The 18348-nt window shown below is 64.5% G+C and carries 22 protein-coding genes; 13 read left to right on the top strand and 9 right to left on the bottom strand.

The genetic code is table 11. From position 1 onward, the window contains the following. Positions 1-43: 43 nt before the first annotated feature. A complete protein-coding gene (locus CLV45_RS11975; protein ID WP_100336585.1) occupies positions 44-496 on the bottom strand; it encodes a hypothetical protein in 453 nt (150 codons plus the stop codon). A gap of 181 nt (positions 497-677) precedes the next feature. On the opposite strand from CLV45_RS11975, the gene CLV45_RS11970 reads away from it, so the two are divergent. Further along, the gene (locus CLV45_RS11970; protein ID WP_100336584.1) at positions 678-1343 is read left to right on the top strand and encodes a DUF2461 domain-containing protein; all 666 of its coding nucleotides are present in this window, start codon (positions 678-680) and stop codon (positions 1341-1343) included. A gap of 88 nt (positions 1344-1431) precedes the next feature. Here CLV45_RS11970 and CLV45_RS11965 read toward each other — a convergent pair whose 3' ends face one another. The 3 genes from CLV45_RS11965 to CLV45_RS11955 all read right to left on the bottom strand — a co-directional run bounded on the left by CLV45_RS11965 (position 1432) and on the right by CLV45_RS11955 (position 2877). Beyond that, a complete protein-coding gene (locus CLV45_RS11965; RefSeq protein ID WP_100336583.1) occupies positions 1432-1854 on the bottom strand; it encodes a pyridoxamine 5'-phosphate oxidase family protein in 423 nt (140 codons plus the stop codon). A gap of 92 nt (positions 1855-1946) precedes the next feature. Further along, positions 1947-2324: a hypothetical protein gene (locus CLV45_RS11960; RefSeq protein WP_100336582.1), complete on the bottom strand. Its 378-nt coding sequence runs from the start codon at positions 2322-2324 to the stop codon at positions 1947-1949. A gap of 64 nt (positions 2325-2388) precedes the next feature. Next, positions 2389-2877, bottom strand: a complete 489-nt coding sequence (locus CLV45_RS11955; RefSeq protein WP_100336581.1) for a nuclear transport factor 2 family protein — start codon at positions 2875-2877, stop codon at positions 2389-2391. 245 nt (positions 2878-3122) lie between these two features. On the opposite strand from CLV45_RS11955, the gene CLV45_RS11950 reads away from it, so the two are divergent. From CLV45_RS11950 to CLV45_RS24945, 5 genes are all read left to right on the top strand, one after another. Beyond that, positions 3123-4325 (top strand): sensor histidine kinase, encoded by a 1203-nt coding sequence (locus CLV45_RS11950; protein WP_100336580.1) that lies wholly within the window; start codon positions 3123-3125, stop codon positions 4323-4325. Beyond that, a complete protein-coding gene (locus tag CLV45_RS11945; protein ID WP_100336579.1) occupies positions 4322-5446 on the top strand; it encodes a sensor histidine kinase in 1125 nt (374 codons plus the stop codon). The genes CLV45_RS11950 and CLV45_RS11945 overlap by 4 nt, the downstream gene beginning before the upstream one ends. Before the next feature lie 17 nt (positions 5447-5463). Beyond that, positions 5464-6168: a LytR/AlgR family response regulator transcription factor gene (locus CLV45_RS11940; RefSeq protein ID WP_100336578.1), complete on the top strand. Its 705-nt coding sequence runs from the start codon at positions 5464-5466 to the stop codon at positions 6166-6168. 106 nt (positions 6169-6274) lie between these two features. Further along, positions 6275-6751: an META domain-containing protein gene (locus CLV45_RS11935; RefSeq protein WP_100336577.1), complete on the top strand. Its 477-nt coding sequence runs from the start codon at positions 6275-6277 to the stop codon at positions 6749-6751. 242 nt (positions 6752-6993) lie between these two features. Continuing rightward, positions 6994-7176: a hypothetical protein gene (locus CLV45_RS24945; RefSeq protein WP_157807437.1), complete on the top strand. Its 183-nt coding sequence runs from the start codon at positions 6994-6996 to the stop codon at positions 7174-7176. Here CLV45_RS24945 and CLV45_RS11925 read toward each other — a convergent pair. Then, entirely contained in the window at positions 7173-7922 is a 750-nt protein-coding gene (locus CLV45_RS11925) for a LytR/AlgR family response regulator transcription factor (RefSeq protein ID WP_100336575.1), read from the bottom strand. The genes CLV45_RS24945 and CLV45_RS11925 overlap by 4 nt on opposite strands. Continuing rightward, a complete protein-coding gene (locus CLV45_RS11920; RefSeq protein ID WP_100336574.1) occupies positions 7919-8938 on the bottom strand; it encodes a sensor histidine kinase in 1020 nt (339 codons plus the stop codon). The genes CLV45_RS11925 and CLV45_RS11920 overlap by 4 nt, the downstream gene beginning before the upstream one ends. 309 nt (positions 8939-9247) lie before the next feature. Here CLV45_RS11920 and CLV45_RS11915 point away from each other — a divergent pair, with 309 nt between their 5' ends. The 3 genes from CLV45_RS11915 to CLV45_RS11905 are packed head-to-tail and all read left to right on the top strand — an operon-like array spanning position 9248 to position 11369. Further along, on the top strand, positions 9248-10216 hold the full coding sequence (locus tag CLV45_RS11915) for a radical SAM protein (RefSeq protein ID WP_100336573.1): 969 nt from the start codon (positions 9248-9250) through the stop codon (positions 10214-10216). Next, positions 10216-11028 carry a dolichyl-phosphate beta-glucosyltransferase gene (locus CLV45_RS11910; RefSeq protein WP_100336572.1) on the top strand — a complete coding sequence of 271 codons (813 nt, stop codon included), beginning with the start codon at positions 10216-10218 and terminating at the stop codon, positions 11026-11028. Before CLV45_RS11915 ends, CLV45_RS11910 begins: the two co-directional genes overlap by 1 nt. A 26-nt stretch (positions 11029-11054) precedes the next feature. Beyond that, complete coding sequence (locus CLV45_RS11905) at positions 11055-11369, top strand: hypothetical protein (RefSeq protein WP_100336571.1); 315 nt, start codon at positions 11055-11057, stop codon at positions 11367-11369. Between the two features lie 214 nt (positions 11370-11583). On the opposite strand, the gene CLV45_RS11900 is transcribed toward CLV45_RS11905, so the two are convergent. Next, positions 11584-12738, bottom strand: coding sequence for a sterol desaturase family protein (locus tag CLV45_RS11900; RefSeq protein ID WP_100336570.1), 1155 nt, complete (start codon positions 12736-12738; stop codon positions 11584-11586). 212 nt (positions 12739-12950) lie between these two features. Then, positions 12951-13103, bottom strand: a complete 153-nt coding sequence (locus CLV45_RS24940) for a hypothetical protein (RefSeq protein WP_157807436.1) — start codon at positions 13101-13103, stop codon at positions 12951-12953. A gap of 117 nt (positions 13104-13220) precedes the next feature. Here CLV45_RS24940 and CLV45_RS11895 point away from each other — a divergent pair, with 117 nt between their 5' ends. The 3 genes from CLV45_RS11895 (at position 13221) to CLV45_RS11885 (ending at position 16051) form a co-directional block, all read left to right on the top strand. Beyond that, complete coding sequence (locus CLV45_RS11895) at positions 13221-14009, top strand: hypothetical protein (RefSeq protein ID WP_100336569.1); 789 nt, start codon at positions 13221-13223, stop codon at positions 14007-14009. A gap of 85 nt (positions 14010-14094) precedes the next feature. Further along, positions 14095-15030, top strand: coding sequence for a helix-turn-helix domain-containing protein (locus CLV45_RS11890; RefSeq protein WP_100336568.1), 936 nt, complete (start codon positions 14095-14097; stop codon positions 15028-15030). A gap of 307 nt (positions 15031-15337) precedes the next feature. After that, positions 15338-16051: an SDR family oxidoreductase gene (locus CLV45_RS11885; protein WP_100336567.1), complete on the top strand. Its 714-nt coding sequence runs from the start codon at positions 15338-15340 to the stop codon at positions 16049-16051. A 4-nt stretch (positions 16052-16055) separates the two neighbouring features. On the opposite strand, the gene CLV45_RS11880 is transcribed toward CLV45_RS11885, so the two are convergent. Continuing rightward, on the bottom strand, positions 16056-17219 hold the full coding sequence (locus CLV45_RS11880) for a hypothetical protein (protein ID WP_100336566.1): 1164 nt from the start codon (positions 17217-17219) through the stop codon (positions 16056-16058). Positions 17220-17793: 574 nt separating this feature from the next. Between CLV45_RS11880 and CLV45_RS11875 the strand changes: the two genes are divergently transcribed. Then, complete coding sequence (locus CLV45_RS11875) at positions 17794-18231, top strand: VOC family protein (protein WP_100336565.1); 438 nt, start codon at positions 17794-17796, stop codon at positions 18229-18231. Positions 18232-18348 lie beyond the last annotated feature (117 nt).

Here is an 18348-nt window from a genome sequence, read left to right as displayed (position 1 = left end):
CGGGCATAGCCATTCCAGCGCGGACCTGAGCAGGTGCGCAATATCAGATTACCAGGGAGCCGAGAAAGATTCGGAGGTCGGGAATTTTGGGCTTCAGGTGGGCCGGTGGCACCAGCACCACGGCCTGCTGCCGGTCCCAGACCCCGGCCGCTCCGAAAAGAAAGCTCACCGCCGCTGGGAAAGTCAGCACGGATGGAGCAGTCAGAAGTTTGACTACTAGCGGTGTTAGGCTGGTTAGCTGCTGCTCGTCGGCGCCGGCGTAGGCCCGGTGGGGGTGGGCGGGCTTGGTCGTGCGGTGGTGGCCCACCCGCGCCGCCGATTCGGGCCGGTGCTCATCCTCGTGGTGGTGGTGGGCCTGGGGCATGCCCGGCAGGTGGACATGCTCCCGCGGGGCGGCCCCGGCCAGCGCCACCACGGGGCCCAGCAGCGCACTCACAAACACGACCAGCAGGGTCGAGGCGGCAAGGCGAATGGTGGAGCGGCTAAAGCGAAACATGGCGGACGGGCAGCGCGCAAAGGTAAGGCAGTTTGCTTACTTTGGCGCCTAACTCGTCCGCGGGCTGGCGCCCGGCTTCCTGAGAAAAGGCGGGCAGTAGGTGATTATTGGGCCGATTGGGCGCCCGTGAATCCTGCTGCGCCGATGCCCCGCGCCGCGCCCTTTTCTACTCGTACCCCGTATGCTGCACGCCGCCACCTTTACCTTTCTTACCGACTTACGCGCCAACAACAACAAGGCCTGGCTCGACGCCAACCGGCCCGCCTACGAAGCGGCCAAAGCCGACTTTCTGGAACTCGTTACCCAGGTGCTGGGCCAGCTCGAAGCCAGTGACCCGGCCATTGCCGAGTCGCACCTGCAGCCCAAGAAGTGCGTGTTTCGTCTCAACCGGGACATTCGCTTTTCCACTGACAAGACGCCCTACAAAACCAACTTCGGGGCCTGGTTCAACGCCGGCGGCAAAGCCTTGGCCTCGGCCGGCTACTACTTGAACCTGGAGCCGGGCGGCTCCTTCGTGGCGGGCGGCATGTACATGCCCGAAGCCAAAACCCTAGCCACCCTGCGCCAGGAAATCGACTACAATCTGCCCGCCTTCGAAGCCCTGCTCACGGCCCCCGAGTTTCGGCGCCACTTTGCGGGCCTGAGTCAGGAGCACCGGCTGCAACGCCCGCCCAAGGGCTACGACGCGGCCAACCCGGCTCTAAATTACCTGCGGCTTAAAAGCTTTACGGCCTCGCATGCCCTGCCCGATGCGGCCCTGCAGAAGCCCGGGGCCAGTCAACAGATTACGGCGGCCTTTGCGGCCCTGCAGCCGCTGGTGGGTTTTCTGAACCAGGGCCTGGACTAAGGCCGGACCTACGCCCGAAAATGAGTCGGCGCCGCTGTTTCCAGGGTTTGGAACCGCGGCGCCGACTCGTTTTCAGTCAGTATTCAGCTTAGCCGGGCAGGTGCAGCTCGCCTTCGTCCTCATCCTGCCAGTACTTGAGGCGGTTGGCCTGCACCCGAATCAGCACAATACCGGGCGTGTCGATGCCGTCCTTGAACCACCGCTCCACGTCGGGCACCCAGTGCTGCTGCAGGGTGGGCTTGTGGCGAATAAGAGTGGCCCGGCCGGTAATGGAAATGTAAAGCCGCTTCGGCCCTTCGAAGGTGAGACCCACGTGCGGGTTCTGTTCGATATCCCGCACCGTGCGCGACTCCGCATAGGTGAAAAAGTAGGAGTTGCCGTCGTATTCCACGTCGCCGTTGTTGCTCATGGGGCGGCTGGCAAACTGCCCGCGGCTGGTTTCGGTGGTGAGCATGGCAATATCAAGCTTGCGCATTTTCTCGGCAATGTCGGCGAGGGTTTTGGTGGCCATGGCTGGGGAGTTAGGTAGGAATACCTGAAGTACGCAGCCTTAGTGCCGAGGTTGGAAAGAGCCAGCAAGTTGGCCGGCGCCCGAGCCCGGCCTCAGCGCACGGCGTACACGCGCTGCACCCGCCGGCTTTGGCCCAGCTGCTGAGCCAGGGCACCCATCGTTTGGGCGGCGGCTTCGGGGGTGCGCAGCACCTGGGCCAGGGCCCCGTTCAGCTGCCGGGCCGTGCGCTGGCACAGGCCGTTACCGCGACTCAGATCCAGGCACAAACCGGTGAGGCGCTCCTCGTAGAGCAGTTCCTGCCGGTCGTTGTAAAAGCGCACGATGGTGTAGTCGCGGGTAACAAGGTTGGTTTCCAGGTTCCAATAGCCCGGCAGGGCAGGCAGGGCGGCACGGGTTTGGGCCGGGGCTGGCACGGCCAGTAGCAAGAAGAACAGGTTGAAGGTGAACAGGGCAAGCAGGGAAGTTTTCATAGAGAGAATAAGTTGAGGAAGGAGGGTGGACAGTGCTGGTAGTCAGGTGGAAATGCGGCTGGGGTTATTGGCCCACGTAGCGGGTCTGGACGTAGGTACCCTGGCCGGAAATGGCGCGCCAGCCGGCGCCCTGGTGCTCAAAGACCGTGGTGCGGCGCACGTAAATGAACTGCTCGCCGGCCGGGGTGCGGATTTTGATGCGCTTGGTGAGCGTGAGCGAAGCCAGGTTGCCGGCGAAGGCAAACACGTCGAACTGCGGGGCCATGCGCTGCACCGTTAGCCAGGGCCCGTGGATCAGGGTCTGGATTTCGGCCGCCTTGTCGTTGAGCTCGTTGTTGGGCGTGCAGTTGAAGTAGCCGGGAGCGAAGTGCCCGGCGAAAAAGGCCGAGTCGTGGCCCGCCATGGCGCGGTTGTGCTGGTCGTCGAGGGCGTAGAAAAAGGTGCGGGCCTCTTCCGGGGAGCTGAACTCGGTGGTCGTGGTCGGAGTGGCCGGGGCCTGGTCGTTGCAGGCGGCCAGGGGCAGCAGCCAGAGCAGGTAGAAGAGCTTTTTCATCGGCGTAAGGGGTTAGTTGTGAGCAAGGTGCGGCGAAGCGTCGGGCCGTTGACGTCCGTAAAGATGGCCGGCTCCAATGTCCGCTGCCCGGCTATTCGCCCGGCGGTGAAAACGCGGCGCAATACGACAAATCAGCATCGACCAACGGCCCGGCCGGTCGTTGGTCGATGGAAAACCGCTGTTAGTCTACAAGTCAGATAGCGAGGCTATTACCTGGGTTTGAATGGGTATATTCACCCTGGGTAATGAAAAAAACGATGCTACCGACGCAAACAGGAGGGCTGAGCTGGGCGCTGCGGGCCGTGGACCAGCACCGCGGGCTGCGGCACGGGCTATTCTGGCTGGCCGATACTGGGTTTCTGCTCTGGCTGTTTCTGGGCGTGCATACCCTTACCATCAACCCCGCCCTGGCCCTGCGCGACGCGCTGCTGCACGTGGTGGGCATGCACCTGCCGGCCACCTACGCCTTGCTCTACGGCGTGCTGCCGGTGCTGTGGGCCGAGCCGCCGCGGCGGGGCCGCTTCGGGTTGCTACTGGCCCTGTGGTTTTGGCTGGCCCTGGTCCTGACCTACGCCTTCCGCTTTTTCGTGCTGGTGCCCTTACGTACCGGGGCCACCTCGGCTTTTCCCGATTTTCACGTGGTCATGGCCACCGGCAGCCACATGCCCCTGCTGCTCATTGCCGGGGTGGCGGCCTGCCTGCGGGTGTACCGGCAGTGGCGGCAACGAGAGCAGGCCAACGCTGAGCTTACCCGGCAAAACTACCAGGCCGAGCTCCAGCTGCTGCAGGCCCAGATTCACCCGCACTTTCTCTTCAACACGCTCAACAACCTCTACGCCCTGACGCTGAAGCAGTCGGACCAGGCTCCGGCGGTGGTAGAGCGGCTCACCGGGCTGCTGCACTTCGTGGTCGAGCAGGGCAGCGCACCCACGGTAGCCCTGGCCGAGGAAGTGACGCTGCTGCGCAACTACGTGGCCCTGGAGCAGCTGCGCTACGGCCCCCGGCTCACCCTCCGCTTCGAGGCGGCCGACATGCCGGCGGCGGGCCGCATTGCCCCGCTGCTGCTGCTGCCCCTGGTCGAAAATGCCTTCAAGCACGGCCCCGCCGAGCAGGTGGGTAGTGCCCGCATTAGTTTGATTATGAGCGTGCAAGGTGCCTGGTTTAGCTGCCTGGTCATGAACTCGAAGAATGCCGAGTCCCCGCCCCGGAGCGGGGCGGCGGGCATCGGGCTGCGCAACGTGCGGCAGCGCCTGCAGCTGCTGTATCCGCAGCGCCATCAGCTCACTATTGAGGCCCACGACGACACCTTCACCGTGCGGCTGCGGCTGGAGCTGCCCGAGCTGCTGGCCGCTCCGGCCGAAGAGCCGGCAAGGAAGCCGGCCGCCGGGCGGATAGCCGCGCCATTGTCCGGCCGGCCGGCTCCCATCGTAAGCTCCTGGCTCCAATGATGGCCTGGCTACAACACCGGGTAGTCCGGCACGGGGTATTTTGGGTGGGGGTGATGCTCACCTGCCTGCTGATTCAGCTGCCTGCTTACTGGCTGGCGGGGGCCCGGCTCTACGGGTGGGGGCTGGTGTTCAATCAGCTGCCGGCCGCGCTGCTGGTTACCTACCCGCTGCTGTACTGGGTGCTGCCCCGCCTGCTGCGGCAGCGGCAGCTCAGCCTGTTTCTGCTGCTGCTCGCGGGCTGGGTGGTGGCCAGTGCCCTAGTCAGCATCGGCACCGACCTGTTCTTCAACCAAGTGGTGCTGCCCGGCCTGTTTCACGCTCCGCCCGCCCTATCCGCGCACCGGACCAGCTACTGGAGCCTGAACTACACCTTCTTCATGAATCTGGTGACGGCCGGCGGGGCCGTGGCCATCAAGGTCGTAAACAACTGGTACGAGCAGCGCCGGCTCAGTCAGCAGCTGGAGCAGCAGCGCCTGCGCACCGAGCTGGAGCTGCTCAAGGCCCAGCTGCAGCCCGCCTTCCTCTTCGTCACCCTGGGCACCCTGAGTACCCTCACCCGGCGCAAGGCGCCCGAGTCGGCGGGGGCGGTGCTGAGCCTGGCCGGGCTGCTGCGCTACATGCTCTACGCAGGCCCCCAGGACACCGTGCTCCTGGCCGACGAAGTGGCCATGCTGCGCGACTACGTAGCCCTGGAGCAGTTGCGGCTGGGAGGCCGCGTGGAGGTTTCGCTCAGCGTCAGTGGTCCGCAGCAAGCCTACGCCCTGGCCCCACTGCTGCTTTTGCCCTTGCTGGAAAATGCCTTCAAACACGGGGTGGCCGAGCCGGTAGAGTGCCCCTGGATCAGCATCGACCTGGTCGTCAAAAACAACCGGCTGGCGGTCAAAATCATTAACAGCCACGAGCCCCCGCCCGGCGGCTGGCAGCCCGGCCCGGGTCTGACGGCCCTGCGCCAGCGCCTGGAGCGCCTCTACCCGGGCCGGCACGAGCTAAAGCTGCTGGCCGACCCGGACACGTTCTTCGTTGTGCTGCACCTGCCCCTGACGCCGGTGTCAGACCGGGCAAACGTGCCGGCGCCGCCCCTCGTTTCGGCCGCGCCCCGCCCTGCTTTCTTTCCCGCCTAGCTAAGCTAACCCCGCCTATGAAACTGCGCTGCCTGGTAGTCGACGACGAGCCCCCGGCCCTGGAGGTGCTCGAATCCTACATTCGGGAAGTAAGCCACCTGGAGCTGGTGGGCAGCTGTGCCAATGCCCTGCAGGCCTTCGACGTGCTGCAGCAACACCCTGTGGATCTGCTCTTTCTCGACATTAAGATGCCCAAGATGCTGGGTACCGACTTTCTGCGCAGCCTGCGCCATCCGCCCCAGGTTATCTTCACCACGGCCTACCGCGAGTATGCCTATGAGGGCTTCGAACTGGATGCGGTAGATTACCTGCTCAAGCCCGTTTCCCTCGACCGGTTTCTCAAGGCTGTGGCCAAGGCTGGTAAAACGGAGGCGGGGCCGGCCCCCGCGGAGCCGGTGGCCCCAACTAACCCCGAGGCCTTTCTCTACTTTCGCATCGACCGGAAGATGGTGAAAGTAGTGCTCCACGACGTGCTCTACGTGGAGGGCCTGAAAGATTACGTCAAGATTCACACCGTGCTGGGGCCGCCGCTGGTGGTTAAGCAAACCGTCAGCGGCATGGAGGAGAAGCTCTCGGAAAGCAACTTCCTGCGCATTCACCGCTCGTTTATCGTGGCCCTGGACAAGGTCCGGACCTACAGCGCCCGCCACATTGAGGTAGCGGGGGAGGAGCTGCCCATCGGCCGCCTGTTTCGCGCCCGGGTGGAGGAGGCCCTGCGCTAGGCCGCTGCTGGCCCCGGAGACGAAATCGGCGGTAACGGACGCCACCAAACGGCGGGTGTTGCGTAAGGTATAGGTACCAGCCCGACCATTGCGCTGCCCTACCTCTATGCTGTATCGTACCCGTTTCCGTGCCGCCGCCGCGCTGCCCCTGCTGCTTGCCCTGGGCGCCTGCAGCCTCGACCTCAACGAGCGGCCCAACGCTACCAACGACGCCACTGCTACCACCGTGCCGGCCGCCACCCTGCAGGAAGTGCGCTGGGAGCTGGTGGAACTCAATGGGCAGCCCGCCACGGCTGCCGCCCAAACGCCCTACCTCGTGCTGCAGGGCGGCCGGGCCCGGGCCGAGGGGCGGGCCGGCTGCAACAAGTTTTCGGGCCCCTACACCCTGGCCGAGGACGGCCGCCTGCGCCTGGGGCCGCTGCTGACCACCCGGAGTACCTGCCCCGACATCCAAACCGAAATCAGCTTTCTGCAGGCTCTCAACCAGGCCCAGCGCTACCGCATCAGCGGCAGTACCCTGCGCCTCTATGCCGCCGATACCCTGGGCGCCCCGCTGGCCCGGCTCAAGGCGGTGAGTGAGTGAGTTTGATCAACTGGTGAAGTTGTGAAATGGGGAAGTAGCAGGAGTAGCTTGGGTTGCGCCGGCGCTTCGGTGGCTTTGGGCTGGCTTTTTTGATGCGTACTGCTGCCCGCTTTTCCTTTGTCTTGGGCCCGGTCCGGCTGATATTTTTGTTGGTTCTGGCCTCGTGGGGCGGCTCTTCGGAAAACGGTGGGCCGGCGCCCACTGGCCATTCCCTCGGCGAAGCCCCGGCGGCTTTTTTTGCCATGAGTACGCCCTCCGTGTGGCGCTCCCGGCGCATTAGTAGTCACCTGGGCCTGGAAGCGCTGGTGGACGGGGTATTTCTGCACGAGCTGATGCATACCCGGCAGTTCTATTTCGTAACGCCCCGGTTGGCGGTGCTCACCCGTTCAGGCAAACGGCCCGAAAAGCAGCCACCCCTGGCTTAGTGGTCCAGCCAGTGCTTAAAGGCCGGCGCGCGGCCGGCGCTGACGACCAGGGCCTCCCCGGCGACGGGCGGGGCTACCTGCAGCACCAGGCGGCCCTTGAAATACGGCCGGATTTCCTGCACTGCCCCGATACTCAGGATAAACTGGCGGTTGATGCGAAAGAAGCTTCTCGCCTCTAATTGGCCTTCCAGCTGGTCGAGCGTATCGGTAATGATGAACCGCTTGCCGGGGTGGGTAACGAGGAACACCACGCCCTCCTCGGCCAGAAAGTACGCCACGTCGTCCACCGGTACGGCTTTCAGCGCCGACCCAGCTTTTACCAGGAAGCGCGAGCGGGGCGTGGCCTGTACCAGGCGCTGCACGTTCTCGACGGCAGCCGGCAGCGTGGCGGGGTGTAAATTTTCGTACTTCTGCAGGGCGCGTTCCACCTCGGCGGCCTGCAAGGGCTTGAGCAGGTAATCCACGCTGTTCACCTGGAAAGCCTGAATGGCGTAGGCATCGTAAGCAGTGGTAAAAATGACGGGCGCCTGCACGGCCACCTGCCGGAAAATGTCGAAGCTGTTGCCATCCGACAAGTGGATGTCGCAGAAGAGCACGTCGGGGGCCGGCTGGGCGCGCAGCCATTCCACAGCTTCTTCCACCGAGCCCAGCGCCGCCAGGATGCGCGTGGCGGGCCGCAGGCGGGTAAGCACGGCGGCCAGCGCCTGCGCGGCCAGGGGCTCGTCTTCAATAAGCAGGACGTTCATACGGCAGAGGCGGTAAGGAGCGGGAGGCGGACGACGAAGGATTCCGGCGTGGGCACAATTTCCACGGGGCGGTCCGTGAGGTGGTGGTAGCGGCGCTGGATGTTCTGCAAGCCCGTATGGGTAGAGGCCACCGCGTCGGTGCGGGGCTGCCGGTTATTTTCGACCACCAGCATTCCGTCGGCGGCAGACACTTTTATAATCAGGGGCTTGCGCGGAGTGGAGCCGTTGTGCTTGATGGCGTTTTCGAGCAGCATTTGCACGGCGGTGGGAGGCACCAGGGCCTGTTCCCACACCGGGGCCACGTCCCATTCCACGCGCAGGGCCGCGCCAAAGCGGGTTTCCATCAGGTGGGCGTAGGCGCGCACCAGGTCCATTTCGCGGCGCAGCGGCACCAGCGTCTGCGCCCCGGTGTCGAGCAAGGCCCGGTAGACATCCGACAATTGCCCCAGGAACTGCCCGGCCCGGTCGGCGTCGAGGTGAATCAGCGAGCCGAGCACGTTGAGGCTGTTGAAGAGGAAGTGGGGGTCCACCTGGTTTTTCAGGGCCTCCAGCTGCGCCTGGAAGGTTTCTTTTTGCAGCTGCGCCACCCGAACTACCTCCTGCTGCAGGTGCTGGCGGCTGTGCTCGCGCTCCACGAAGTAGTAGAAGAACAAGGACAGCACCGCGCTGATGGCCAATGAAAGGCGCAAAACTTTGGGCGTAATCTCCGCCGTGGGCACCAGGTAGTGCTGCGGGAAGGTGAAGAACAGCAGCCAGAAAGCCACGCTGACGAGCACCACGCACTGCCCTTCCAGCAGAGCTTTGGCCGTGGCGGGCAGCGTCGTCAGCCGGTCGGCCCCGAAGAGGCGGGCAATGTAGGCGTGGGCCCAGAAGGTGGGCAGCAGAAAGGCAAACACCAGGAGCAGCTCCTTATAGCCGGCCAGGGTACCAACCCACAAGGTGCCAAACTCGATGAACACCGCCACGTGGAACACCGCTACGGCAGCCAGGGCCGCCAACGCAATTTTTCGAATCATGAGGCCGGGTTGAGGTGGCGCATTGCGCCCGGGCAACGGCCGCAGAAACAGGAAAGTGGGGGCAACTGCCCCCTTCGTCGGGCCGGAAGCCTGGTTACCGTGCCGGAGCCCTAGGGCAAAAGTACCAGCTGCCGGATGAAAAGCCGCACGGGGCCCGCCACTTCACCCGGCTTCTATCCCGATTCATTGCCCCGAAATCCTGCTTCAGCAGATTCTACTTCCGGACAACTGAAAAGCGCGGCAGTTTTAGCCCATCCTTCCAGCAGCCGGATGCTGCATTTCCTTTTTTCACGCTGACCCCTATTTCCTATGCAGCTTCCTTCGTTTGCCAAACCAGTGCGTATTTCCCGCTCCCAGGTTATGTGGAAAATGGCCAAGGCCGCCCTCGATAAGGACCGGCCGGTGCTGGTACAAATCGTGGTGACCCGCCGCTGCAACCTGGCCTGCGGCTACTGCTACGAGTACGACAAAGTGTCTAAGCCCGTGCCGCTGGCCGAGCTCAAAGCCCGGGTAGATGCCCTGCGCAAGCTCAAAGCCGTGTTTGTGACCCTTAACGGCGGCGAGCCCCTGCTGCACCCGCACATTGCCGAGCTGGTCCGCTATATCGCCGACTCGGGCATGGTGCCGATGATCAATACCAACGGCCACGTGCTCAAGGCCCCGCTAATCAAGCGTCTGAACGAGGCCGGCCTGTTTGGCATGCAGCTGAGCTGCGACAGTTTGGAGGACAATGAGGTAACTGAGAAGAGCATGCGCCGGCTGCGGCCCAAGCTGGAGCTGCTGCGCGAACACGCCCGGTTTATGGTGCGCGTCAACGGGGTGCTGGGCTCCGGCAACCCGGCCGAGATGGAGGAAGTGGCCAACATTGTGGTCGGCTTCGGGTTCGGGTTCCAGTGCTCGCTGATGCGCGACAGCCAGGGGCAGGCCCTGCCCTTGAGCGAAGAAGCCCTGCAGGCCTACCTGCGGATCAGGGCCATGAAAGGTCGTTTGCCGCACGTGCTCCACGACAACTTCCAGCTGCCCCTGGCCCGGGGCGAAAGCAAAAACTGGAAGTGTCGGGCCGGGGCCCGGCATTTTGAGGTCGATGGGGCGGGCCTGGTGCACCTGTGCCAGCCCAAGACCGGCTCACCGGCTAAGGCGCTGCTGGACTATTCCGTCGAGGATATCCGCGCCCAGTTCGACTGCGGCAAATCGTGCTCGGCCCGCTGCCCCATTGCCTACGCCCACCTGGGCAGCCGCCTCGACGGGTTCCGGAGCCAGCAAAGCGCCCGGGCCTGATGCTGGAGCTGAGTTTGATTATTCCGGCCTTCAATGAGGCGCAGCGCATCGGGCCCACGCTGCGGCGCGCGCACCGGTTTCTGGCCGCCCGCCCGGCCAGCTTCGAAATCCTGGTGGTCGACGACGGCTCGACGGACGACACGGTGGCCCTGGTTACGGCCCTGGCCGGCGAGTTGCCCGGCCTGCGCGTGCTCCGCTCGCCGGCCAACCGGGGCAAGGGCCACGCCGTGCGCCGGGGCATGCTGGCCGCCACGGGCCGGATTCGGGTATTTTCCGACGCCGACGGCTCCACGCCCATTACGGAGCTGGACCAGCTGCTGCAAGCCCTGGCGGCCGGTGCGGATATTGCCCTTGGCTCCCGCTACCTGGCGGCTTCCCAAGTTACGCGGCCCCAGCCCTGGCAGCGCCGGGTCTGGAGCCGGCTCGTCAACCGGGTGGTGCAGCGCGTGCTGCTGCCCGGCGTAGCCGACACCCATTGCGGCTTCAAGGCCTTTACGGCCGCCGCAGCCGAGCAAAGCTTCGGGGCCTGCACCGTGGATGGCTGGTCGTTCGACCTGGAAGTGCTGGCCCGGGCCCGGGCTCAGGGTCTGAGCCTGCGGGAAGTGCCCGTGCGCTGGGAAAACGATGAGCGCAGCAAGGCCCGCCTCCGGCAGCTCCCCCGGGAGTTTGGGCACGTGTACCGCCTCCGCCAGCAGCTGCGGCACGCCGAAAAGAAGGCCGCCGCCCGCCCGTGGCGCTGGCTCGGAATACTGAATTCGTACTTCGGTTTTGCCCGGGGAGCAGAACCCGGTTCAGCAAGTGCCACCGAATAAGAAAACCAGCTTTTAGAGAATTGTAAATGGAAACACCCCTGGAAACACCGCCGGTCAAGTCCGCTTATACCCAACCCCTGCTAGTCAACACGGTTGCGTTGGTACTGGTGGGCTTGATGCTGCTCCCCATCGTAGCCGGCCACGGTCTTGAGGCCATCTGCAATTTCATTGTTGCGGCCTTCTTACTCCCCGTCGTTAATTGCTGCTTTTTCTTGTCTGCGCTGGTTTCCCGCAACTGGAAAAGAGCCTTCGTGTATGGCCTGTTGACCGTCGGATTTCTGGTGCTGGCCTGGGAAGTAGGTTCGCTGATGGCCGGGGCCTTTCACAAGATTGGCGGGTGAGGGCTTGGTTCAGCTAAACGGGCATGTATAGCTGGAAGGAGTGGGGCGCCGCACAACGAGTTATACCTGCCCTGTTTGGGGCAAGAGCCCCAATAGGGCTAAGTTAAAAGCGTTTCAGCCGGTAGCTGAAACGCTTTTAACAAGTGGGGTCAGAAGAGCCGCCGCAAGAGCTTTTAGGTAATCTGCCGGTGCCGCTGCCGACCCGACCGAAAAGTTAGCGGCTGCTGGGCTCCTCCATGTTGAGGTCTTTGTCGAAGGGGCTTTTGGTGAAGGGGTGCTTGAGCTGCTTGAGGTAGCCCTTGGGGTAGGAGCCTTCCCGCACCCCGGTAGCTTCCGGCCACTCGTTGCCGGGCAGGTAGTAAGTGCCGAAAATCCGGTCAATCAGGGGGAAGTGGATGGCGAAGTTCTTGCCGTAGTGGGCCGGGTCTTCACAGTGGTGCCAGTGGTGAAACTGGGGCGTGACGAGCAGGTACTTCAGCCAGCCGAAATTGAGGCTGGTGTTGGCGTGAATCAGCACCGCGTGAATGGACACGAACAGGATGTAGGCGTTAAAGGTCAGCTCCGAAAACCCCAGCACGTAGAGCGGAATAAAAGAAATGGAGCGGGTCACGAAGATGTCGATGAAGTGGGTGCGGGAGCCGGCCAGCCAGTCCATGGCCTGGGTGGAGTGGTGCACCGAGTGAAACCGCCACAGGTACACGTGGGAGTGAAACAGGCGGTGGGCCGCGTACTGAAACAAATCGGTGACCAGCAAGGCCAGCAGAAAGCCCGCCACGAAGGGCAGCTGCTGCACCCAGTGCTGCAGCGGGGCCAGGCCCATCCAGCCGAAGAGCAGCTTGGCCGGGGCCTGGGTAATGACGCCGAAAAACTGCACGAACAAGTGGCTGATGGCAAAGTACACCAGGTCGGTGCGCCACTCGGCGTGGAAGCGGGCCTGCTTCTCGTGCCGGGGCCAGGCCATTTCAATGGGCACGAAGATGACGGCCATCAGCAGCAAGTCGAGCAGGAGCCAGTCGAGCCCGATGTGCCAGAAGGTTTTCTCCACCGCCCGGGGCTGCACCGAAAAGCCCCCGATAACCACGGCCATGGCCGACAGCACGATGCCCATCACGGCGTGCTGCTTGCGCTGGCTGAGCAGAAAGCTCAGGGTGGCAAAGAAGAAGGATGCCACGATGACGGCCACCAGTAGGGTTTTCATCAGCTCCCCGGTGTAGATTTCCCGGAACTCGGGCGTGGTCAGGTACTCGGGGTAGTGAAAGCACAGCACCGCGCACAGGGCCAGCATCGAGAGGAAAATCGAGATGTAGCCACTCACGTAGCCCTGGCCAAAGTAAAAGCGTTGCTTAAGGGAAGTAGTGCGGGTCGGCATGCGGGAATAGGGGATTAGACGGGCAAGATGCAAAAAGTGCCGCGGCAAGTATAGGAGAATCTGCATAAACCTGCGCCAGCCGGCCCGGCGTGCTTGGCTCATGCCCGGGTAAGCTGGAAAAGGCCAACCCGGCAAATAGCAACGGCCACCCCAGAACCCGGGTGGCCGTTGGAGAAGTCTGAGGCTTCCGTAAAGCCCCTGCTGCCGAAGCTTTACTCCACCAGCACCCGGTCCGCTACTGGCCGGCCTTGTCCATCGGTGGCGCGCAGCAGATATACACCGGGGGCCAGGTAGCTTTCGTAGCGGGTCGGGCCCGCCACGGTAGCCGCCCCAAACGAGCACGCGCCCCGGGTGAAGCCGTACACGTAGCCCGCGCCAACCTCGTACGGTGGCAGCAGGGTAAGCCCGGGCTTGCTTCCCGGCCCGAATTGTCGACTTTCGCGCCGTATATCCGGTTCCGGCCCCTGCTTTATCTGCCCCTGATGAAATCCTGCCTGTTTCTGTTGCTGTTACTATTCCCCGCCGCCCTGTTTGGGAAAGACCTCAAAACCATCGAGCGGGAGCTCGTGCGCGACGCCCGCCGCATCAGCTACTGGGCCAACCACAACGACACGGCGGCCTCCGTCAGCGGCATCGACTCGTTGGCCCGGGCCAATGAGCGGTTCACGGCCCGCCTGCTGCGCTACACCGCCACCGAGCCCGCCACGCTGAGCTACGCCTTTACGGCCCTGCAGCAGGAGCACGTTACCATCACGACCGCCCCCGACGGGCGCCTGCGCCTGTATTCCTGGGACACCGAGGAGGGCGGCACCATGCACTACTTCGAAAACGTGGTGCAGTACCGGGCTGCTACCAAGGTGGCTTCCCGGCGCCTGATTATTCCGAAGCCCGACGACAACCCGGACGCCGGCCACCTCTACTTCGCCATCTTTCCGGTGCAGCGCGGCGCCCAGACCTACTACCTGGCCTGCGGGCAGGGTATTTACTCCAGCTCCGACTGCTACCAGCACGTGAAGGCCCTGACCATCGAGAACGGCCAGCTCAACCCCGACGCCCAGCTGATCCGGACTTCGTCGGGCCTGAAAAACACCCTGGGGTTTGCATACGACTTCTTCTCGGTTGTCGACCGGCCCGAGCGGCCCGTGCGCCTGATTACCTACGACGCCAAGACCCGGGTGCTGGAAATTCCGGTGGTCTGGGCCGGGGGCAAGGTGACTCCCAAGCGAATTCGCTACCAGTTCAACGGGACGGTTTTCGAGAAGGTGAAGTAAGCGGTTCGACCCGGCCCATTCAACTGCTCCGGCCCCGGCCTGATCGAAGCTGTCGGTTTGCCGGTTTGATTCGTACACTTGCCCTATGCAACCACATTCCCTTGCCGCCTTCTACGAGGCCTGCGCCCCGGCCCCCGAGTCCGCCGCGGGCGTCTTGCCGCCGCCGGAGTTGGGGCCGGGCCGGGGGCATTTCAACGTGTTTCCGCTGGCCGACATCCCCGTCGGGCCCCCGATGGCGTTTACCCGGCGGGCCTACCACAAAATCACGCTCTGCCGGGGGCGCAGCCAGGTGGAGTACGCCGACCAGCCCCCGCACGTGGGAGCTAACACCCTGTTTCTGGTGACCCCGCGCGTGCCTTACCGCTGGCTGCCGCTCACCGACTCGCCCGCGGGCTACTGCTGCCTCTTCGACGACGCCTTTCTGCTGCCCGCCCGGACTGGGGTGGTACTATCGGAGCTGCCGATTTTTCGGCCCGGGGCCTACCCGGTGTGGGAAGTGCCCGAGGCCGACTGCGCCGCGTTGGAAGCTATTTTCCGGAAGATGGCCCAGGAGCTGCCGTCCGGCTACGCCTACAAGCACGATTTGCTGCGCACCTACCTCTGGGAGCTGATTCACCTGGTGCAGAAGCTGCAACCGGCCCCGGCCCGGCTGGCCGCCCACAGCGCCGCCGAGCGGGTAGCGGCCCAATTCACGGAGTTGCTGGAGCAGCAGTTTCCCCGCCCCAGCCCGCAGCCCCCGCTGCGCCTGCGCACCGCCACCGACTACGCCGACCAGCTCGCCGTGCACGTCAACCACCTCAACCGCGTGCTCAAGGAGACGACCGGCCGCACTACGACCGCCCTCATCAGCGGCCGTCTGCTGCAGGAAGCCCGGCTCTTGCTCAGGCAAACCACCTGGAGCATCTCCGAAATTGCCGACAGCCTGGGCTTTGCCGACGTGGCCCACTTCTGCACCTTCTTCAAGCGCCACGCCGCCCAAACCCCGGGCGACTTCCGGCGGTTAGCCGGGCTCGGAAGCTAATCAGGCCAGGCTGCAGAATGGCTGCCCGAGCCCCGGCGGGGCAACATATCGGTAGCCTAATGGTCCGGCTGTTCTTGCCAAAGCCCCAGCGGGGCGACACTTGTCGAGCGAGCATCGCCCCGCTGGGGCTTTGGGCATTTTCTTCCTGTACTACCGATAGGTCGCCCCGCTGGGGCTTAGCTGGCTACTATGAAGTCTGAGCTGAGCAATTGTTTGAAATCTAAAACAGACGGGTTGATTGGCGAAGTTTAGCGCCCGTCTGCCCGCCGGACCTTTGGGGCGGATCAACTCTCTACCCACGGGCAATATGGCAAATACGAAAATAGCGCTGGTCACCGGCGGCAACAAAGGCATTGGTTTCGAAATTGTGCGGGGGCTGCTGCAGGCGGGCTGCCGGGTGTACCTGGGCGCCCGCGAGGAAGCCAAAGGCCAGCAAGCCGCCGCCGCGCTGGCCGCCGAGGGCGACGTCCGCTTCCTCGCACTAGACCTAACCAGCCCGGCCACGCTCGATGCGGCAGCAGCCCACCTGCAGCACGCGGAAGGTCGTCTCGACATCCTGGTCAACAATGCGGGCATCAACGCGGCCGGCGACGGCACCGCCAGCACCGCCGCCGTGGGCAGCGTGGAGCAGGCATTGCAGACCAATTTCCTGGGCGCGTTGGCCGTCACCCAAGCGTTGCTGCCGCTGGTACGGCAGGCCGCAGCGGGGCGCATCGTCAACGTATCCAGTCCGTTGGGCTCCCTGACCCTGAGTGGGCAGAACGACTGGGGCTTGCTCGGATATTCGGCCTCGAAGGCTGCCCTGAACATGCTCACCGTGCAGCTGGCTTACGAGCTACGCGACACGGCCATCAAGGTCAACTCGGCCGCGCCCGGCTACACCGCCACCGACCTGAACGGCTTCGCGGGCACCGATACCCCCGCCCAGGGCGCGGCCGAGGCCATCCGCCTGGCCCTGCTGCCGGCGGATGGCCCGACCGGCACCGCTTCCTCGTCGGCGGCGGGGGTTCTGCCCTGGTAGTAGCTTAGAAGCGGAGCCCGGCCTGGGCGCCCACCCAGGCCCGGGTGTTGGTGCGGCCGTGGGTTTCGTTGAACAGCTCCAGGTGCTGGCCGCCCAGGCGGGAGCCGTAGCCCGGCTGTTCTGCGTCGCGGTAGCGGGAAACCATGACGTTGAGCGTAGGGCCCAGCAGCAGGGTGGTCCGGCCGCCCGGCGTCAGGCGCCAGCCCAGCAGGGGGCGCAGCTGGTTGAGCAGGTTCAGCTCGTCGGTCCAGCCTTTCCTTTCATTGACCTGAGTGGCCAGCGCATCCACGCTCAGCGTCAGGCGCCGGGAGAGTTCCACTTCGCTGCCCACGCCGTAGCCCAGGCCCCAGCGGAAGGAGCTGCCGGGCTGCACGCCCACGGCCAGGATGTTGTAGAACTTGCGGGAGCCGCCCAGCTTGAGGGCCGCATTGGCCGGCAGCGCGTCGCTGGCCCACACCTCGGCGCGGTGGTAGCCGTGGCGCACCAGGCTCAGAATTCCGATGCTGGCCCCTGCTACCGAATCGGCAATGTTGAACGGGGCCAGCTGCAGCCCCCGCACGCTGCGGGCCACGTTGAGCAGGCCCGCGACCTGCACTCCCCGCACGTTGCCGGGCGTCACGTTGGCCAGGCCGGCTACCTGGGCGGTGCGGGTTTCGGCGGCCCCACCCTGGTAGTTCACCATCCCGGCTAGCTGGGCACCTTCCACGGGACCCACGGCCACGTTGAGCAGGCCCGCCGCCTGCAGGCCGTGGGCGTCGGCGGTTATCAGGTTGCCGAGGCCCGCCAGCTGGGTGCCCCGCACCGGCCCACCCACCAGATTAACCATGCCCGCGGCCTGCACGCCCTGCACGGCGTCGCGGTCCACGTTGAGCAGGGTGCCCAGCTCCAGGCCCTGGACGCCGGCGGCGTAGCCCGCCAGCAGGTTCAGCGACACGGTATTAACGGTGCGGCCACTAGCCAAACCATTGGTGCCCAGGGGCGAAACCACGCTGAACTGAAACGGCTGCCGCTGCCGGTCGGCGGCTGGGGTGGCCGGGGCCCCGTGGGCGGCCGAAGCGGCCGGGGAGTCGGGGGCGGCACCGGGCGCCGCGGGCGTCTGGGCGCGGAGCAGGGCGTGCGACCCCAGGTAGCAGAGGCCGGTAGTGAAGAGTAGGAATGCAAGTTTCATTAGAAGAAGGCTAGTGGTGGAGGCCCGCGGGCGGGCTGTTAGGGGAAGGGGGCTGTGCCAACCTACCGGGAACCCCCGGGGGCCAGTAGGGCCGGGAGGGTTCTGGGTGGTGGGCAAGCCGGCCCGGCTGATAGGGCAGCTGCCGCGTACAGCCGCCCGGTTTGAAACGTTTCCCCTACAGGACTCCCAACCCGGCCCGGACCCCTACGCCGAAAAGAAAAAAATATCCTGGCCGCCAGTGGGGCGCCCTGCCCAAGGCCCGATATACAGCGGCGTAGAGGCTTGCCGGGCCGGCTTGCCGATTTGCGCAGCGTGCTGACCGGTGCGGCCCTACTGCCCGCCGCCTCAGAAGGGCAACGGCTGCGTCTTTGCGCAGGTAAAGCAAGCCGGCTGCCGGCCCGTGGGTGGGCAGCTGAGCCCGTTTGCCCGGGCAAGCCCGCCAGTGGGCAAAAAGGGCTCAGCTGGCATTGCTAAAAAACTTGTCGCAAACGACCCGCAGGTTGTCGCATTCAGCCGCCGTGCGGAGCCGCTTTGGCCGGTATTTTTGCTCTGTACCCACTTAACCATCACGCACATGGCAACTAATATTTTTATCAACCTGCCCGTCAAGGACCTGAACGCTTCGGTGGCATTCTTTACCCAGCTGGGGTTTGAATTCAATCCGCAGTTTACCGACGAAAAGGCCACCTGTATGATCATCAGCGACACCATCAACGTGATGCTGCTGGTCGAGTCGTTTTTCTCGTCGTTCACGACCAAGCCCCTGGTCAATGCCCACCAGGCCAACGAATTCATCCTCTGTCTGTCGGCCGATAGCCGCGCCGAGGTCGACCGCCTCGCCGACGCGGCCCTGGCCGCCGGGGGGCAATCCGTGCCCCAGGAGCCGCAAAACGAAATGGAATTCATGTACGACCGCAACTTCCAGGACCTCGACGGCCACCTCTGGAATATCATGTACATGGACCCCACCTTCGCCCAGCAGCCCGCCACCCCCGAAGTGGCCGCGCAGTAGTCAAGGTCCTGCCTCCCCTAAAGTGGCAACGGCCACTCCGGATTCCGGGGTGGCCGTTTTGGTGAGTGAGTGAGTGAGTGAGTGAGTTGTGGTGACGTCTTTAACTCTCGGCTGTCA

This window comes from Hymenobacter chitinivorans DSM 11115 (genome assembly GCF_002797555.1).
GTDB lineage: Bacteria > Bacteroidota > Bacteroidia > Cytophagales > Hymenobacteraceae > Hymenobacter > Hymenobacter chitinivorans.
The sequence above is the reverse complement of the archived record's forward strand: the minus strand, read 5'-3'. Positions and strand labels throughout refer to the sequence as shown.

Coding starts and splice junctions, on each gene's coding strand:
- CLV45_RS11975 (WP_100336585.1), bottom strand. CDS start 496: ATGTTTCGCTTTAGCCGCTCCACCATTCGCCTTGCCGCCTCGACCCTG.
- CLV45_RS11970 (WP_100336584.1), top strand. CDS start 678: ATGCTGCACGCCGCCACCTTTACCTTTCTTACCGACTTACGCGCCAAC.
- CLV45_RS11965 (WP_100336583.1), bottom strand. CDS start 1,854: ATGGCCACCAAAACCCTCGCCGACATTGCCGAGAAAATGCGCAAGCTT.
- CLV45_RS11960 (WP_100336582.1), bottom strand. CDS start 2,324: ATGAAAACTTCCCTGCTTGCCCTGTTCACCTTCAACCTGTTCTTCTTG.
- CLV45_RS11955 (WP_100336581.1), bottom strand. CDS start 2,877: ATGAAAAAGCTCTTCTACCTGCTCTGGCTGCTGCCCCTGGCCGCCTGC.
- CLV45_RS11950 (WP_100336580.1), top strand. CDS start 3,123: ATGAAAAAAACGATGCTACCGACGCAAACAGGAGGGCTGAGCTGGGCG.
- CLV45_RS11945 (WP_100336579.1), top strand. CDS start 4,322: ATGATGGCCTGGCTACAACACCGGGTAGTCCGGCACGGGGTATTTTGG.
- CLV45_RS11940 (WP_100336578.1), top strand. CDS start 5,464: ATGAAACTGCGCTGCCTGGTAGTCGACGACGAGCCCCCGGCCCTGGAG.
- CLV45_RS11935 (WP_100336577.1), top strand. CDS start 6,275: ATGCTGTATCGTACCCGTTTCCGTGCCGCCGCCGCGCTGCCCCTGCTG.
- CLV45_RS24945 (WP_157807437.1), top strand. CDS start 6,994: ATGAGTACGCCCTCCGTGTGGCGCTCCCGGCGCATTAGTAGTCACCTG.
- CLV45_RS11925 (WP_100336575.1), bottom strand. CDS start 7,922: ATGAACGTCCTGCTTATTGAAGACGAGCCCCTGGCCGCGCAGGCGCTG.
- CLV45_RS11920 (WP_100336574.1), bottom strand. CDS start 8,938: ATGATTCGAAAAATTGCGTTGGCGGCCCTGGCTGCCGTAGCGGTGTTC.
- CLV45_RS11915 (WP_100336573.1), top strand. CDS start 9,248: ATGCAGCTTCCTTCGTTTGCCAAACCAGTGCGTATTTCCCGCTCCCAG.
- CLV45_RS11910 (WP_100336572.1), top strand. CDS start 10,216: ATGCTGGAGCTGAGTTTGATTATTCCGGCCTTCAATGAGGCGCAGCGC.
- CLV45_RS11905 (WP_100336571.1), top strand. CDS start 11,055: ATGGAAACACCCCTGGAAACACCGCCGGTCAAGTCCGCTTATACCCAA.
- CLV45_RS11900 (WP_100336570.1), bottom strand. CDS start 12,738: ATGCCGACCCGCACTACTTCCCTTAAGCAACGCTTTTACTTTGGCCAG.
- CLV45_RS11895 (WP_100336569.1), top strand. CDS start 13,221: ATGAAATCCTGCCTGTTTCTGTTGCTGTTACTATTCCCCGCCGCCCTG.
- CLV45_RS11890 (WP_100336568.1), top strand. CDS start 14,095: ATGCAACCACATTCCCTTGCCGCCTTCTACGAGGCCTGCGCCCCGGCC.
- CLV45_RS11885 (WP_100336567.1), top strand. CDS start 15,338: ATGGCAAATACGAAAATAGCGCTGGTCACCGGCGGCAACAAAGGCATT.
- CLV45_RS11880 (WP_100336566.1), bottom strand. CDS start 17,219: ATGAAACTTGCATTCCTACTCTTCACTACCGGCCTCTGCTACCTGGGG.
- CLV45_RS11875 (WP_100336565.1), top strand. CDS start 17,794: ATGGCAACTAATATTTTTATCAACCTGCCCGTCAAGGACCTGAACGCT.